General features: G+C 46.4%; 13 protein-coding genes and 3 pseudogenes. 15 read left to right on the top strand and 1 reads right to left on the bottom strand.

Annotated features, from left to right (window positions below):
* Positions 1–293: 293 nt before the first annotated feature.
* From tap to OGY09_RS07405, 5 genes and pseudogenes are all read left to right on the top strand, one after another.
* Entirely contained in the window at positions 294–371 is a 78-nt protein-coding gene (tap, locus tag OGY09_RS07420; RefSeq protein WP_072001180.1) for a RepA leader peptide Tap, read from the top strand.
* Positions 364–870: pseudogene (repA, locus tag OGY09_RS07415) on the top strand (plasmid replication initiator RepA); the annotation flags it as partial. The gene tap and the pseudogene repA (OGY09_RS07415), both read left to right, overlap by 8 nt.
* A gap of 43 nt (positions 871–913) precedes the next feature.
* The gene (gene repA, locus OGY09_RS07410) at positions 914–1936 is read left to right on the top strand and encodes a plasmid replication initiator RepA (RefSeq protein WP_286590178.1); all 1023 of its coding nucleotides are present in this window, start codon (positions 914–916) and stop codon (positions 1934–1936) included.
* A 549-nt stretch (positions 1937–2485) separates the two neighbouring features.
* Positions 2486–2707 carry a replication-associated protein RepA4 gene (locus OGY09_RS25405; protein WP_502873206.1) on the top strand — a complete coding sequence of 74 codons (222 nt, stop codon included), beginning with the start codon at positions 2486–2488 and terminating at the stop codon, positions 2705–2707.
* 1256 nt (positions 2708–3963) lie between these two features.
* Positions 3964–4260 (top strand): PapB/FocB family fimbrial expression transcriptional regulator, encoded by a 297-nt coding sequence (locus OGY09_RS07405; RefSeq protein ID WP_187260306.1) that lies wholly within the window; start codon positions 3964–3966, stop codon positions 4258–4260.
* A gap of 79 nt (positions 4261–4339) precedes the next feature.
* Here OGY09_RS07405 and OGY09_RS07400 read toward each other — a convergent pair.
* A pseudogene (locus OGY09_RS07400) lies at positions 4340–6425 on the bottom strand (peptidase domain-containing ABC transporter).
* On the opposite strand from OGY09_RS07400, the pseudogene OGY09_RS07395 reads away from it, so the two are divergent.
* The 10 genes and pseudogenes from OGY09_RS07395 to OGY09_RS07350 form a co-directional block, all read left to right on the top strand.
* A pseudogene (locus tag OGY09_RS07395) lies at positions 6395–6889 on the top strand (Tn3 family transposase); the annotation flags it as partial. The pseudogenes OGY09_RS07400 and OGY09_RS07395 sit on opposite strands and share 31 nt — an antisense overlap.
* Positions 6890–6930: 41 nt before the next feature.
* Positions 6931–7179: a group II intron maturase-specific domain-containing protein gene (locus OGY09_RS07390; RefSeq protein WP_353622463.1), complete on the top strand. Its 249-nt coding sequence runs from the start codon at positions 6931–6933 to the stop codon at positions 7177–7179.
* A 775-nt stretch (positions 7180–7954) separates the two neighbouring features.
* Positions 7955–8713: a helix-turn-helix domain-containing protein gene (locus OGY09_RS07385; RefSeq protein WP_286590177.1), complete on the top strand. Its 759-nt coding sequence runs from the start codon at positions 7955–7957 to the stop codon at positions 8711–8713.
* On the top strand, positions 8673–8978 hold the full coding sequence (locus OGY09_RS07380; protein WP_286590176.1) for a PapB/FocB family fimbrial expression transcriptional regulator: 306 nt from the start codon (positions 8673–8675) through the stop codon (positions 8976–8978). Before OGY09_RS07385 ends, OGY09_RS07380 begins: the two co-directional genes overlap by 41 nt.
* 174 nt (positions 8979–9152) lie before the next feature.
* Complete coding sequence (locus tag OGY09_RS07375; protein ID WP_286590175.1) at positions 9153–9674, top strand: fimbrial protein; 522 nt, start codon at positions 9153–9155, stop codon at positions 9672–9674.
* A gap of 64 nt (positions 9675–9738) precedes the next feature.
* Positions 9739–10446, top strand: coding sequence for a fimbrial biogenesis chaperone (locus OGY09_RS07370; RefSeq protein WP_286590174.1), 708 nt, complete (start codon positions 9739–9741; stop codon positions 10444–10446).
* Positions 10446–12983, top strand: coding sequence for a fimbria/pilus outer membrane usher protein (locus tag OGY09_RS07365; protein WP_286590173.1), 2538 nt, complete (start codon positions 10446–10448; stop codon positions 12981–12983). Before OGY09_RS07370 ends, OGY09_RS07365 begins: the two co-directional genes overlap by 1 nt.
* A 206-nt stretch (positions 12984–13189) precedes the next feature.
* Entirely contained in the window at positions 13190–14206 is a 1017-nt protein-coding gene (locus tag OGY09_RS07360) for a fimbrial protein (protein ID WP_286590172.1), read from the top strand.
* Between the two features lie 955 nt (positions 14207–15161).
* A complete protein-coding gene (locus OGY09_RS07355) occupies positions 15162–15680 on the top strand; it encodes a fimbrial protein (protein ID WP_286590171.1) in 519 nt (172 codons plus the stop codon).
* A gap of 104 nt (positions 15681–15784) precedes the next feature.
* Positions 15785–16375: a fimbrial protein gene (locus OGY09_RS07350; protein ID WP_286590170.1), complete on the top strand. Its 591-nt coding sequence runs from the start codon at positions 15785–15787 to the stop codon at positions 16373–16375.
* Positions 16376–16548 lie beyond the last annotated feature (173 nt).

The following is a 16548-nucleotide window of genomic DNA, read 5'->3' as shown; positions in this document are numbered from 1 at the left end:
TCCTTATTTGATCCTTGAGGACACAGAGATGTCGCAGCCCGGAAATGCAGTAACTTCCTCATCGAAAGAAAAGTGACATTACAGGAAATGTTCTCCTGTACCAGATAGTTTTGAATAATTTTGGCTGGCCACGCCGTAAGGTGGCAGGGATCTGGTTCTGCTGAGGTGTTTCTCCTGAGCCAGAAAAGCAAAAACCCCGATAATCTTCATCTAGTTTGGCGACGGGAAGAAGATTAACGGGGCCCACTAAAACTGCATAGCCATCAATCAGGCTATACAGGGAGTATAGTTTTATGCTCAGAAAAGTTCAATACTTGTTTCTGTGCCATTTGCTCCTTCCGTGTATTGTAAGTGCTGGAAGAAGTGACTGACGTTCAGACACTGTTCTCTCATTACCGGCAGGTCCGAAACCCGAATCCTGAATTCACCCCGCGTGAAGGAAAGAAAACGCTGCCGTTCTGCCGTAAGCTGATGGCGAAAGCCGAAGGCTTCACGTCTCGTTTTGATTTTGCCATACATGTAGCAATTGCTCGTTCACAAGGCAAACGGCATCGCATGCCTCCGGTTCTGCGTTGCCGGGCTATTGAGGCATTGTTGCAAGGGATGTGTTTCCACTATGATCCTGTTACAAATAGGGTGCAATGTTCGGTCACTGAACTCGCTATTGAATGTGGCCTGGCGACAAGATCTGCTAACGGTATTTTAAGCATTAACAAAGCCACCCGTACGTTACGGTTTCTGGATAAAACCCTGGGACTGATTGTTTACGTTTCTGACAATCCGGAAGGAGTATGTTCACCGGGTATAACGTTTACGCCTGCTCTATTCAAAGCACTGAATATATTTCCTCTTGCCCTGTCTGAGGCCCGGTTGGGATGCCTGAAAGTCAAAACTGTTGCAGAGGAATATAGCAATGAGTAATACGCGAAATCCCTCACAACACTGGAGTCAGCTGTCGCCCGAAGACCAGATCCGTTTCTGGGACTGTGTCGATGAGAACAGTACATTCTCTTTTTTGGTTACGCCAGAGAAGAAGCGTACACGTCGTCGCCGTGGCGAACACTCCACCAAACCCAAATGCGAAAATCCATCCTGGTTTCGTCCTGCGCACTATAAGGCGCTGGGAGGCCAGCTGGGCCATGCCTATAATCGTCTGGTAAAGAAAGACCCGGAAACGGGGAGCTCCCGTCTGCGCATGCATATGTCTCTGCATCCTTTTTATGTCCGTGAACGGCAGCGTGCCGGGCGTAAATATGCCTTTCGTCCGGAGAAACAACGTCTGCTTGATGCCCTGTGGCCGGTGTTGATTAGTTTCTGCGATGCCGGCACACATACCGTGGGTATGTGTGTGTCCCGACTGGCCAAAGAACTCAGCCCAAAGGACGCAAAAGGGAATGTCATACCGGACACTGAAGTCACCGTCTCCCGTCTTTCCTGCCTGATTTCTGAGCAGGTGCGCTTTGGTACTTTAGGTGTGTCAGACGAAACCTCCTGGGACCGTGAGTCCCGCAAGCGACTGCCAAAATACGTCTGGATAACCCCCACAGGCTGGCGGATACTGGGCGTGGACCTGATGAAGCTGCAGGCACAGCAGGTGAGGCGACTGCGTGAGAGTGAAGAACGTCGTCGGCTCATTGAGGAAGGGGTTCTGGGTGAAGATGAAGATATTTCTGTCCACGCGGCGAGAAAACGATGGTACCTGCAGCGCAGCCAGGAAGCGCTGAAATACCGCAGGGAGAAAGGTGCTGCTCGTAAACGAGCTAACCGTCTGGCCAAACTGCCACAGGACCGGCAAATTTACGAAATGACCCTCTTTCTCAAAAGGACTCTTCCTGCAGATGAGGTTTACCAGTGCTCTGACGACCATTTGAAAAGACTGGCCATTAAGCACCTGTACCAGCTGGAGTTGTCGCTGGCGGCCCCGCCACCACACTAGCGATATCAGCCTCCATTAATTTTCTGTCACAAGCCCCTTTCGGGGCTTGTGGTGCTGGTTCCATTCGCCCATTTTTCGGTCAGTCACCGCAGTATCCCCATGATCCCACGATTTTCTCCCGTTTTTAACATCGAATGAGCGTCCATATTGATGACGGGACAGAGTTATCAACATATTTCCGCAAACAGATAACTTAAATTTTTCACAAACAGATATCAGCAAACCCGGAAAATAATCCAGAAACCAATAACTAATCCCCCGCTTCGTCAACTGGCAGGGAAATTCTTTATCTTCTGAAACCCTGTGCACATCTCACGTCCACCCCGGTCAGAAACATCAAAAGTACCTCCCGACGCATTGCGACGGCCCCCCCCCCTGAAGATAAAATAGTTACAACATACAAATTATGTTTTGAACAAATACAGTGCAAAAGCCAACCATCCAGCCCCTCCCCACCACTGAAAAGCGCCGCCGCCCCGGCCGAAGGCCGGGAACTACATCACTTTTAATGCTGGATGATGTAACTAAACTTTTGAGTGGATGTGAGTAGTGCTGTCTGTGATTTTTTATAACACGCCCGTAAGCGGCCCTTACGGCCCGCTAACGCGGAGATACATCCCGACTGCGGCTACGCCTTGTCGTGACCACTCCGACAGCGCAAATCAATTCCTGAGTAATCTGGTTGCGGGTTATTGCTATGCAGGGGGGGGGGGTTGGCAGGCAGAATCTGTTAAACCAGTAACCGGCTACGCCGGGCTTCGGCGCCATTGAGTTACAGAGCCAAGTCAGGCATCAGCTGGCGCCTTTTATACATACAGTATGCTTGATTATCGTGAACTACCCGCCCCTAAAGGAGCAGGGCTTCCATAGCGACGGGTGCCGTCATTTCTTTTTTGACGCCTCCTTGAACACTGCGGGCAGGGCTTTTGGCCTTTCTCGTCTTACGGATGCCTCCACTTCCAGTAACAAACTTTGTTTGGTTGCAACAGTACAAAGGGGAATGAGCAGGGAGTAACATTATCTCTATGACCCGTATTTCCCGTTTTCCAAACGTTGTAGTATGCCTCCTGATGTTCGTAAATGGCACTGCCCTGAATGCGGTGCAGACCATGTGTTCGTCCCCGAGAAGCAAGAATTCCCTCCTGAATCGCATTAGCGTGAAGGTATATGTTAAAAGTTATGCCTTTCGCTTTTTTTCATGTGAGAATTACTCCTAATTTTCAAGTTATCAGGGAATAAAACTTTTGTTTCTTTCAATTTAATTGAATGATTTGGTTTTTTTGGTTTTTTTGGTTTTTTTATTTGTTTAAGGTGTTAATTTCTCCGCGCATTAACAAAATGCAAACAATTACTCATATATTGTAATGCATGTTGTAGGGAGGTGATTAATAAGATAGCGAAGAAATCTTACTCACTATTGTTTAGTATGAGGTTTTATTGAAAAAAAATGTTGTTTTAATTTTCAAAACCGTGACTTATCATGAAAAAGTCAATACGAGACAGTGGATACACATGAAGTGTTATTGGTAGATTTAGAGGGAATGAGATATTAAAGAGAGTGGTATATTTCGCCAAGTCAGATTACGGGCATCATTGAGTAAGTATGCTGCTTAATATGGATAAACTATTAGATATTTCGTTTTGTTCATGAAAGATGAACAAGACAGATGGTTAATATTATTCTTATTTTACAGTGGTTTTATTTATCTCAATAATACATCAATCTGGCATATACCATGTTGCTGACAGTATTCTCATGGGCTGTTTTTCTCTGAATTGTATTGATATATCTGTCATTTAACTAAGAAATTTTTCATTACATGCTTACTGTCATAGCGACATGCTCAGTATTGCATTTAGGAAGGTTTGCAAAAATACAATTTGCTGAATTAAAACAGCTATTGTAACCATGCTCTGCTGGAATACAATCTGTGTAATAAATATTAAACTATAGCAGCATATCAACACGAGATAAAAAATTCTTTCGTGATTCTGCTTTTTTTGAGATCCTATAATAGGAAGATGAGATGGATGATATCCCTGAAAAAAAAGAACATCCCCACTCACTTTTGATTCCTGGTGAAATGATTCCGGGGCGGGTTAATATTAACTATTTTCGCCTGCTGTTACTGATTAGTGGAATTAATAACCCCCGGGTTTGCCGGGCACTGGAAGATGTATTTGTTTACGGGAAAACACGTAAGGAGGCTTGTGTTAATAACGACATATCCTCCGGATACTTTTCTGTGAGGTATCACAGACTACAGTTTATCAGTCATACTGTGACTAAAATGTATCCTTACATCACCCCACCGATTATATGAGTGATTATCATTGTACATGGGGTCATTTTGGATATCGAAAATTATTGTACGTTAAGGCTATTTTTTGACCTGTCATTCATCAGTAATCATTAACAACCAGATCGTCATCATCACCTATGTGCTGGTGCTTTAACTCTGTAAAATATCCGTCAGCCAGATACAGAACCCGGTCTGCAGAGGCAATAGTTTCCGGGCGATGGGCAATCAGCAGAACAGGTAGACCCAGCTGGCGTAGCGTCTGGCTTATCTGAATTTCACTCTCAACATCAAGGTGGCTGGTCGCTTCATCCAGTAACAAAACCCCCGGCTTTTTGTACAGCGCTCTTGCCAGCAAAATACGTTGCTTTTGCCCTCCGGATAGCCCACTTCCGGTTTCACCGATTAATGTCTGATATCCCATCGGCATTGCCATGACATCAATGCCAATGAGCGCAAGACGGGCACACTGGATCATTCTTTCCTGATTGCGGTCTTCACTGAAGAAAATGATGTTATCTGCAATGGATCCCCTGAAAAGGTGATCATCCTGCAGTACGGTACCAATCTTCCTGCGTACATGAAAATAATCGGGGTGCGTTTGAGGTATGCCAAATGTTCTGATCGTTCCTTCATCAGGGAAATGAATCCCAAGAATAAGTTTCACCAGCGTCGATTTTCCGCACCCTGATTGACCGGTAATGACCACAACTTCCCAGGGTGCAGAGTCAACGATACTACGCGGAGTATCGGTTTATTCCCACACTTGTGGATGAAGATAATGTGTTCAAGGGATAAAGGGGGATGGATATCATCGGCCGTAGACCAGCGGAATGCTGAAGGGCTGACAGACTTACTTCTGTCCTCCTGAACGGTGTGTTTCTGATGATCTTCTGTCGGGGTAAGTACAATATCAGCCAGACGTTCATTATAAACATCCAGCATCCGCCATGAAAAAAACTTATCAGTCAGGCTGCTGATACTCGGAGAAAAACGCATCTGGTAGGACAAATAAGCAACCAGCATACCAACGCTAAATGTGCCGTTCAGCACATCAGCAGGCGACTCTGCCTTAACTGTGTATTTCTGCGGGTAACGTTGAGATTAAGCCAGGCGGCTTCACGGTATGCGGTCACACCGTTTATTCTCAGGCTCAGGATCCCGTTGAGGGTTTCAAGAAAATACCCTGCATCCCAGGCATCTTCTGCTGACTGTCGCAGGGACGGATACCACAACGCTCTCAGCACACCGTAGAGAATGGCTGCCAGGACGGCTATCAGCGTCATTTCTGGACTGTGCAGCAGCATCATGCACAGCGCAGTCACCACGAGCAACACATTCAGAATACCTTATAGTACCAGTGAGGTCAGCGCCTGCTGAATGGTATCCACCGCCTCAAAACGGGCATTGATACTTCCCTTACTGCGCGCATCAAACCAGGTCAGTGGGAGACGCACCAGATGATGGAAAACCCGGGCTGTCCACTGCATGTTAAAATTGACGGACAGGGTAATGCTGGCCCACTGGAGTGCCAGTGAGATAAGCATCTGTGTCAGAGACAGCAGCAGCAACGCAATAATAATGACGGTCAACAAATTCCGATAGGCGGCCACTAGGACTTCATCAATCACTAACTGGTTGAGAAGCGGGCTTCCCAGTGTCAGGATTTCCAGCGCCAGAGCAAAAACGATAATTCGTGCCATTGACGGCAACAGGCCCGGGGTCTTACCTGTCAGCTGGCGCAGATTGATTTTTTTTCTTTCATCCCGGGCGGTAAAATCACTGGCCGGCGTCAGCTCCAGCGCGACGCCGGTGAAATGTTTCCCTGCATTCTGCAGGGATAGCGTTATCTTCCCTCTGTCCGGGTCGTGGATAACCAGCCTGCTCCCGCGAACTTTATAAAGCACGACGAAATGATTCATATTCCAGTGGAGAATGCACGGGAGAGAAAGGGACTTCAGGTCTTCCGGCTCCAGCCGGACGGCTCGATAGGACAACCGGATACCGGCCGCACACTCCATCAGTCGCTGCAGGCTCATCCCCTGAGTGCTGATACTGAAACGTTCGCGCAGGGTGGATAAATCCGTCAGCAGACCATGCCAGCTGGCCATCATGACCAGACATGCCAGACCACATTCCACAGACTCTGTCTGCCGGATACCCCAAGCAAAACGGACTTGCCAAAGCACTGAGAGAAATTGGCCGCATTGAGCGAACGCTGTTTATGCTCGACTGGTTCCGCGATCCTGCACTGCGTCGGCGGGTACAGGCGGGGCTGAATAAAGGTGAGGCACGTAACGCCCTGGCGCGGGCGGTATTTATGCACCGGCTGGGAGAAATCAGGGACAGGAAGCCGGAAAATCAGAGCTATCGCGCCAGTGGACTGACCCTTCTGACGGCTGCGATCTCGCTGTGGAATACTGTGTATATGGAAAGGGCGATCGATGCCCTGAAGCGTAAGGGACTAAAGATCAACGAACAACTGCTGTCGCATTTGTCGCCGTTAGGCTGGGAGCACATCAATCTGACAGGCGATTATATCTGGAAAAGCAACCGGATACCGGCTGCCGGTAAGTTTCGTCGGCTGAGGCCCGCTAAAGTAGAAAGGTCAAAAAAAACCTTAACGTACAATAATTTTCGATATCCAAACTGACCCCTATCCGGGTCATCACCAGACGCGTTGGAGGCCTGGGCATGACCCAGATTGTCGAACAGATGCGGACATACCTCCGAGGTTGGAAGTCATACTTCCGGCTGGCACAACCCCCGCAGATATTCAAAGATTTGGACTCGTGGATACGTCACCGACTCCGGGCTATCCAGCTTAAGCACTGGCACACAGGAAATACTGTCTATAGTCGCCTCCGCAGTCTCGGGCCTACCCATAAGCTGGCCGCACTTATGGCGGGAGGCATTGGTGGAGACACAGCGAAGCTGGGTTGAACCTTATACTCACGGTCGACTACTTTGAGGCATTGGGCTTTCCTCAACTCGCATGACCTCAACTTCTCGAACCGCCCGGTGCGGACCCGCATGCCGGGAGGTGTGGCAGGGGAGCAGCTAACTGCTGCCCCCTATGCCGATCAATTCAGCTTCAGAGGAAGCCTGTACTCCATCTGACGACGTATGTCATATCTGCCCTGTCCCTGTTTCCGCCACATTATGACACTAACACGCCTCATCATGACTAACTGTCTTGCCATCCGGCCATTATAATTTTTGAATCGCTCCTAATTATTTTTCTCCCCGGAGGGAATTACCCTGAAGGTTACATCACTATTTATGAGTTCCGATTGTTTTTATGTTTTTTATGTTTTTTATGTATTTATTCATTTTAATGATAAAAGGTAAAGATATAATAAAAAAACATAACCACACTAATCTCAAGGCTAGCAACCACCTGTCGGAAATATCCTCATTTTCTTTTGTTTTGATTTTGAGTTTGTTGTTAATTTTTTGTGTTGTTACCACTCCTTCACTAATTCTCATTTATTTCTGAATTATTCAGGTATTTTCGATTTGTTACTTTCATGATTAGTTTTTCTGTTCTTATCGATCGATTTTGATTGTTGTAAGGTTTTTTAATCTGTCAGTAATATTTAGACATGTTTAATTTTACGGATAAGAAAAAAATTCGTAAATTAAACGCAGTGGCACTTTTAATTATTATCAATAACTAATGTTTCTTTCATGTTGGATGTTTTTAGCAGGATTAAATATGTACACTACGCCTGACAGAAATAAAGCAGTGACCACCGTCATCATTTGTGCTGTTAATCATATTATGCGCACAGCACTGAAGCATTTATCTGTCCCCACAGATAAAAAAAGGTCCAGGGTGATCTGTCTTTCACGTCTGAGTGACATTATTCAGGCCGCTGAACAGCATCATCCAGATTGTATTATTATTGACGCTGCACCGGGGCAATGTCTTTCACTGTTGTATACTCTGCGTTTTCGGTTTGGCTGTCTGCCGGTGATTTTTACCCGCAAAAAATTCCTGTTTTCTGACCGTATCGCCGCTGAGTTTTTTAGTGGAGTGCTGCTCCGGGATTATGATGCATTAATGAGTGCCTTTCCGCAGAGCACTCCCGTTGATTTACCACATGATGAGGCTTTCGCAGGTCCGGAGTATTCTGGCTCTGCCCCTGTCTATAAAGTTACAGCCCGTACAGGTATGAGTGAAGACACCCTTGTCCGGGTACTTAATATCTGGCTGCTGTCCCGCCTGTCCGGCATTATTCCTTCGGTGACAGGCCGGGCGATTATTATGTTCTGCCTGACTGATGATATGTCTGTGGAAAAAATGGCGAACAGAATGCAGATAAGCGACAAAAGCATTTATTACCATCGTTCAAAAATAATGAAAATGCTTGAAATAAGACGGACGTCTCACGATTTCATTAAGTCATTCAGATTCTTTAAGGATATGTGCTATGAAAACATCTTCCCCCCAGCAGTATCATCAGGTGGATAATATCTATTACTCGCCGGGCGAACTTATCCCCGGAAGAGTTAATATATGTCATTTCAGATTGCTTGTCTCTGTCAGCGGAATCCGAAGCCCGAATGTCTGCAAAGCACTTGAGGATGTTATGGTTTATGGAAAAAAACGTAAGGATGCCTGTATTGATAATAATGTGACGCAGAGTAATTTATCCATCAAATATCACAAGATTCAGTTTATAAATTACGCCGTGGTACAAATGCATCCATATATATCAAAAACAGAAATAGTCTGAACTAAAACAAAGTTTATCACAGGTTTGTTATTCATCGGAATGACAAACCCGTGATGACCTTTTGCATTAACTCAGAAGCGTTATCAGTGACTGCTTCCGGAAGAGATATCTCAGACAGGTATCAAACCTGAAGCCTGATACGGATTTACTATTATTTTATATAAGGAATTTCTCATGAAAAAAAATATTATCGCTATTCTTCTGGCCTCTGTATGCGGTTTTTCTGCCACTGCAGCAAATGCAGCGGACGGCACAATCACTTTTACCGGTAATATCACCGATACAACCTGTGATGTAGCCCTCACCGGCGGTACAACAGACCTGGTGGTGCAGCTCGGTGCATTCGTCAAATCTAAAGTAGTAAATGCCAGTGATGTTTTGAGCGAGCATGATGTTACGTTCAATCTGACCAACTGCCCGACAGCCTACACCAAAGTCGGCGTGAAGATGGAAGGCACGGCTGATACCGTTATGACCGATGCATTCGGTAACCAGACTCCAGGTGGCGCAACAGGCATGGCCGTGAAACTGCTGGACGGAGCCAATGTTATTTCCCCTGACACTGTTACGGCGTTGAAAGACATCACCTCCGGTGCGGCTCAGCTGCAGTACAAAGCCCAGTTCATCGCAACCCAGGCTGCTGTGACTGCCGGTGAATTTAACTCTGTTATTAATTACACCATGAACTACCAGTAAAACTGACATACAGCCCGGGTCTGGTGCCCGGGCTGTATTTTTGAATTCAGTAAGGCTGTTAACAATGAAAAAATTTCAGGCGATTACTCTTTATTTATTATTTTTTGCTTTTCAGTCCCAGGCCGGAGTCAGCCTAGGGGGTACACGTCTTATTTATGAAGGAAATAAAAAAGAGACATCAATTATTGTTTTCAGCAATGAAAAAGATCGTTACCCGTATTTAATTCAGTCCTTTGTTGATGCCTCGGGTGAAAAAGGTGACAGGACGGATGCATCCCGGCCGCCTTTCGTCGTGACCCCGCCGTTGTTTCGTCTGGAACCCGGAAAAGAGAATGTCCTGCGGGTGGTGAGGGTAGGCGGTGACCTGCCGGATGACAGGGAGTCGGTCTTCTGGCTTAACGTCAAAGCGATACCGGGCACTGATAAAGACAACCAGAGTGCCAACACTCTGAAGCTGTCGCTGAAAAACCGTATTAAGCTGTTTTACCGACCCGGTAGCCTGACTAAACAGCTCGGCAGTGAAACATTCTCCGGAGTCCGGTTTGCGCGCAGTGGCAGTACCCTGACTGTCAGTAACCCCACGCCATATTTTATTTCATTCGGCACATTACGGGTTGGCGGACAAAAGATCGACACCGATTTTGTCATGGTGCCTCCGAAAGGTGAGTCTCGCTATCTTCTGCCGCCCGGTGTGAGAGGCTCTGCGGTGGAGTGGTCTTTTATCACCGATTACGGTAGCGCCTCTGAGATTTACAAGGGAGAGGCAGAATAATGAGAAAAACCCATGCACCTTCCCTGATTGCCGTTATGGTAGCCCTTAATGTGGCCCATCCTGTCTTTGCCAGCAGTGACGGCAGTGTGTTTTTCGACCCCGCTGCGCTGGAAATTTCCGGACCAGGGCAGACGACGCCTGTGGACCTGACCCTGTTTGAACACGCCGGAGGACAGCTTCCTGGTGTTTACCAGGTCAGTGTCCGGGTTAACAAAGAGTTTAAGGGCAGCTACCCGCTGCAATTTATTCAGCAGGATAACCGGCTGTATCCGCTTGTGACGCCGGCACAGCTGGAGTTATGGGGCGTCTCTCCGGAAAAGGTGTCTGCATTTATGGCCATGACCAGTGAGACCCTGCTGGATAAACCGCTGTACCGGTATATTCCAGGGGCGAAAGTCGCCTTTGATTTTTCGACCCTGACGGTCGATATATCGGTTCCCCAGCTCTACATGAATAAGACCTACCGAGGGATAACGGATCCGGCACGATGGGAAAATGGCATTGCTGCGTTATTCAGTACCTACCGTTTCAGCGGCGCAAACACCTGGCAGGACAGCACAACGGCAGCAGACAGTAAAACAGACAGCTATTTTCTGACCCTTAATAACGGAATAAACCTCGGTGCATGGCGCCTGAGAAATGCTGCGACAGGCAGCTGGTCCAACCAGAACGCTGAGCGGGGGGACTCCCGGCACAGCAGGCAATGGAAAAATAATGAAACAGTGCTACTGAGGGATATCGGCGAGTTACGAAGTCGCCTTTCGGTCGGGCAGACCAGCACCCCCGGAGATATTTTTGAGAGTGTGACCTTTACCGGAGCTCAGCTGGCCTCAGAAGAGGCGATGTGGGCCGATAACCGGCGCAGTTTTGCCCCGGTTATCCGTGGGATTGCAGCAGGCAGTGCCCGGGTTACTGTCAGGCAGAACAACAATACCGTTTATGAAACCTGGGTACCGGCGGGGGCTTTTGAAATTGATGACCTCCCTGCCGGAGGAACCAACGGCGATCTGCTGGTCACGGTCACCGAAGACAGCGGGAAAACACATCAGTTCACGGTCGCTTACTCCAGCCTGGCCGTAATGCTGCGGGAAGGTGATTCAAAATACGCCCTGAGTGCGGGGAAATACCGGCAGTACGGGAGCGGACCGGAACCTGGTTTTGGGCAGTTCACCCTTAGCCATGGTTTTCCATGGCGGATAACTGGTTATGGCGGTGGCCAGGTGGCAGATAAATACCAGGCTGCAGCACTAGGCGCGGGGGTCGATGCAGGCGTTCTCGGGGCCTTTTCTGCCGATGTGACGTTTTCCCGGGCACAGCTGTTCACTGAGGAGAAAATCCAGGGGCAGTCTTACCGGGTTCAGTATTCGAAGAACATGCTGTCGACTGGGTCGACGGTGACGCTTGCCGCCTACCGTTACTCAACAGAGAATTTTTACACCCTGAGTGAACAGACCCAGGCACAGGTGCCCTTGCAGGATCGCAGCCGGCTCAACAGCCACAGAAGAAACCGCCTGCAGCTCAACCTGAACCAGCAACTGCCGGACAGCCAGTGGGGGGCGTTGTATGTGACCGGGCTGATTCAGGATTACTGGGAGAAACCGGGCAGTGAGATCAGCCTGAGCAGCGGGTACAGCAACAGCTGGCAGGGGATCAGCTATACCCTGAACTACACGCACACCCGAACGCCGGGTTACCGTCCGGAGCAGCTGGTCTCGATGAACGTCAGTGTGCCTCTTTCACGTTTCCTGCCGTCGGCTTGGGCAAGCTATAGCCTCAATACCGGCAGCCGGGGAGAGACCCTGCAGCAGGCGGGGCTGTCGGGCACGGCGCTGGACAGGAACAATCTGGCGTACAGCATCAACCAGAGTTACCAGAACCGGGGGGCAGGAAACAGCGGGAGTCTGTCACTGGGTTACACCGGCAGCCTGGGCGAGGTGAACGGGGGGTATAACTACAGCCGGGACACGCAACGGGTGGATTACGGTGTTCGCGGCGGGATAATGCTTCACGGAGGGGGTCTCACACTGTCACCGCCACTGGGAGGAAACATGACGCCGGCGGCGCTGGTCAGGATAGAGGGCGAACCGGGAATAGGGATGACCGGGGCAGTGGCCAGGACAGACTGGCGGGGCTATGCGGTCATACCGTATCTCTCGGCCTACCGGAATAACAGCATCGGGGTGGATACTTACTCGCTGCCGGATGATGTGGATATCCGGGACACGGTACAGCAGATGGTACCGTCCGGCGGGGCTGTTGTTCTGGCAGATTTTAAAGCAAGACGAGGCAGGCAGGCGCTAGTACAGCTGAACACACCGGAAGGAAAGCCCGTGCCATTCGGGGCAACTGTCAGTGTGACGGGCGGGGAAATGAACACGTCAATAGTGGGTGAAGGAGGGGAGGTGTACCTAACAGGGCTCGCAGAGCAAGGGGCAATCGTGGCGCAATGGGGCAAAGAACGCCAGTGTCGGGCCAGATATGATCTGGGTTCGGATAAAGGGCAGGCCATTAAAATGCTGTCCTTACAGTGCAGGTAATCATTCAAGACAGGAGGTTAACATTGCTGACAAAGATTTTTTTCAGTCTGCTGTTATTTATCTATGTGAACCTGTTTGTGTTTTGTATTTATGTTTTGTTTGATTTTGACTTTGCCGGATATTTACCGCCGTTTTTATAGTCCCCCTTCTGCTGAAGGGGGGCATGAAAAGATAACTATAAACAGTGCCATCACGAGAGTATTAATATGAATGCTAATATTTTTACCCCAAAAACATTACTGATATGTATTGCAATGTCATGTATGTTGATAACTAATGTATGTCTGGCTGCTCCATGTGTTCCTGATCCAAGCTGGAATCCAAAAAATGTATACTTTAAATTTCCTGCAGAAGTTATTGTCAGAAATGATGCTGCTGTAGGAGATGTTCTTGCCGAGGCAGAAGAAGATATTGTATCAGCAGAAACCTATGTAGGTAAGTGCCCTGGGCCAGGGTATGTTGGGCTAACGTTCGATTACTCCCCTACAGGTACAATCTCGTCAGGTAAGATTAATAAAACAAATATTCCTGGAATAGGTATCAAGATTGAGAGTCTATATACAAGAGGAAGTATAAACGTTCCAGACAATGAATGGCGAACATTAACCGGAGCATTTCCGCTTGGTACCGGAGATATATTCAGAACACCAAATAATGCTTATTTAACAAATTTGAAAGTAAAAGCTTCCCTGATAAAAACGCAATCAAATGTTGGTCAAGGATTTCTACCTAATACAGATGTTTATGGTGTTATGACCTTGTCATTACAAGGAGGTTCAGCACTTTTCGCTCCAATTGTAAACTTTCGGGTTAATGGTACACAAATAAAAAAACCATCATGTACGGTAAGCTCAGGGAAAGATATAATTGTAGACTTTAAAGATATATATATTAAAAACGCAGGTTTAATTAATGGTGGGGTTCCGGGGACAGAAAAAGAATTTAACATTCAGTTGAATTGCAATGAAACTTCAAAGATATCTATAATGTATAATTCTGATTATAAGGATGATGTTTTGCATTCATCAATTAAAAATCAGGGTTCAGCAAAAGGTATTTATATTAATTTTTTAGACATTGGCCGCCTCGGTAACTATAACACAATAACAACAAGTAGCCAAGGTACCGAGATAATTAGGCAAAAAGTACAACTTTATCGTTCAGGAACGTTCGTAGCGGGAAGCATTTCCGGTAGCGCCACATATACATTAAACTACGAATAATATTTATATCTGCAGGACGCAGCTATCTGGATGGTAGTTGCGTCCTGGTTCGAATTTATAGTAAGACCCTACTTCACATGAGTATATGCTCTGTCCGATAAATAGCTGTATTACCCCCAATATCACAATTCTTTTTTCAAGAAACGATCGCGTAATCTTTTTTCTGTTACATCCTGTGACTTATGTTTCTACAAACTGGAGATATTTTCTATTGACTTAGCTGTTGATTGCATGATTTTTAATCAAAAAATTAACATAATATCTCCTTTTTAAAAAGTTAGTGATGGATTATAAATGCTAAATAATCCTAAATCATAGTACCTGGCACATGCCCATATTGTTATAATTAGTCTTTTTGGTCTTTTTGGTCTTTTTGGTCTTTTTGGTCTTTTTTTTTGTTATTTTTATGGTGCCAGTAGTACTGGCTATGAATCAGTTAACAATTACGAAAATAAGTCACACCTTTATTAACAGTACATTATGATGGATTACGTTTAATGCTTGAATTCTACACATGTTGATTAAATTAATTAATCGAGATGATTCGTTTTATTTGTTTTTTGCATAAGAAAATACCCCTAAGATTTATAACGTACACACCGGATTGATTTAAAAAATAGTGAAACGGCTCACTCAGAATTAAAGATTATAATGATGTATTCGAGCGGGGGTTCTAAATAAATTTAAATTTAATAAATTGAGTGTGGACTCTGTACTATTCCAGAGCACCAGAATTATTTATCTCGTTACTGTATGTATTACGGCAATCTATTTGCAGTTTGCGATCGTGATGGTGATGAAATCACAGCGGCAGGGCTCGTCGTGTCTGTATAAAACTGTCATACAGATACGGTAGCAGTTTGGAAAAATGGGAAGTTCCGCCATTAACGGCGGAGAAATCACTTAACTTTGTTAAATATCAGTCTAATGGCTGTTCAAGTTCTAAGGATAAAATATGTCTAAACCAATGATTGCAAGTGCGCTAACTGTTCTGCTGATTTCTTTTGGTGCCAGTGCAGCTAATCAAGGGCAGGGTAAAGTGAACTTTAAGGGGTTTGTTATTGATGCGCCATGTAGCATCTCGGAGGAATCAGAGGACCAGCTCATTAAATTTGGCCAGGTATCCAAACTCCTGCTTGCAAGTGGTGGTATTTCCACTAAGAAAAATGTGGATATCAAACTGGAGAAATGTGACCCCAGTAATCTGAACAAAGGTGTTACCTTAACTTTTAACGGTAATACCGTGGGGGGACAACCAACAGAACTGTTGACTAGTGGCGACAATACTAATACTGCGATTGTGTTAAATGGTTATGGTAGCGATGTGGTTTATGGTACACCAACTGACTTTGTAAGACTGGGTAATGGAGACAATACACTACGTTTCAGTGCATGGGTTAAGCAGGCAACCGGTAAAACCGTTGGAGAAGGTGAATTCAATGCGGTCACAAACTTCAGCATGTCCTATGAGTAATAAACGCAATCCCCGGCAAACAGCATCAGGCTAGTGTCGAACAGAGAATGGTGTACGCCGGTCATTGAATGATCGGCTTACTACCCGGATACAGGAGTGACAATATGCACTGGCAAGTAATTATTATACTAATTATCGCACTGGGCAATGTTCCTCTGACAGCATTAGCATCAGGGATATTTCCGTTTACCGGAATGAGTCATCAGAAATACTGGAATGAAGATAATGTATGGCGGGAGGGAAGGGCAAGTTTTCGCGGACAGGTAATTGCGCCTGCTTGTATTTTTTCCATGGAGGAGACAGACCAGGTAGTAGATATGGGGGAAGTCCGTGTCAGGGATTTACAAAAGACATCATCGGGACCAGAAAAACGTTTCCAATTGCGACTTCGTGATTGCGACCTGGCAGGTACAGGAAAAAAAGGGTACACCAGCAACCGGGTTAGGGTTATGTTTGATGGCGTAGCTGGAGCAAGACAGGATAGATTTTCCACATCAGGTCAGGCCGAAGGTATGGAGCTGCAAATAGTGGATGTTCAGGGATACGCAGCCCGCGCAGGTAAAGTGATGCCGGCACTGTTGCTTGAAGGTAATGAACAGAGCCTGGAGTACATCCTGCGAGTAGTTCGCAATGGAGAACCTTTGAAGTCCGGAGACTACTTTGCTTCCCTGCGTTTTAACATCGATTATGAATAAATAAATTATTAATCCCGGAGAAATTCTATAAATTCGAATGCCCACTACTGATGCTATTTATTATATAGCGCACTCTAATTTACTGTTCGGATTAGATGATACCAGACTTTCAATTCTGGAGATCTGAAACAGATTCTTCAGGGCACAGTGAAAAATATCACTGTGTGTGAATA

Source organism: Citrobacter sp. Cpo071, from assembly GCF_030332765.1.
GTDB classification, from domain to species: Bacteria; Pseudomonadota; Gammaproteobacteria; order Enterobacterales; family Enterobacteriaceae; genus Citrobacter; species Citrobacter portucalensis.
Note: the sequence above shows the minus strand (reverse complement) of the source record. Positions and strands in the feature narration are given on the sequence as shown.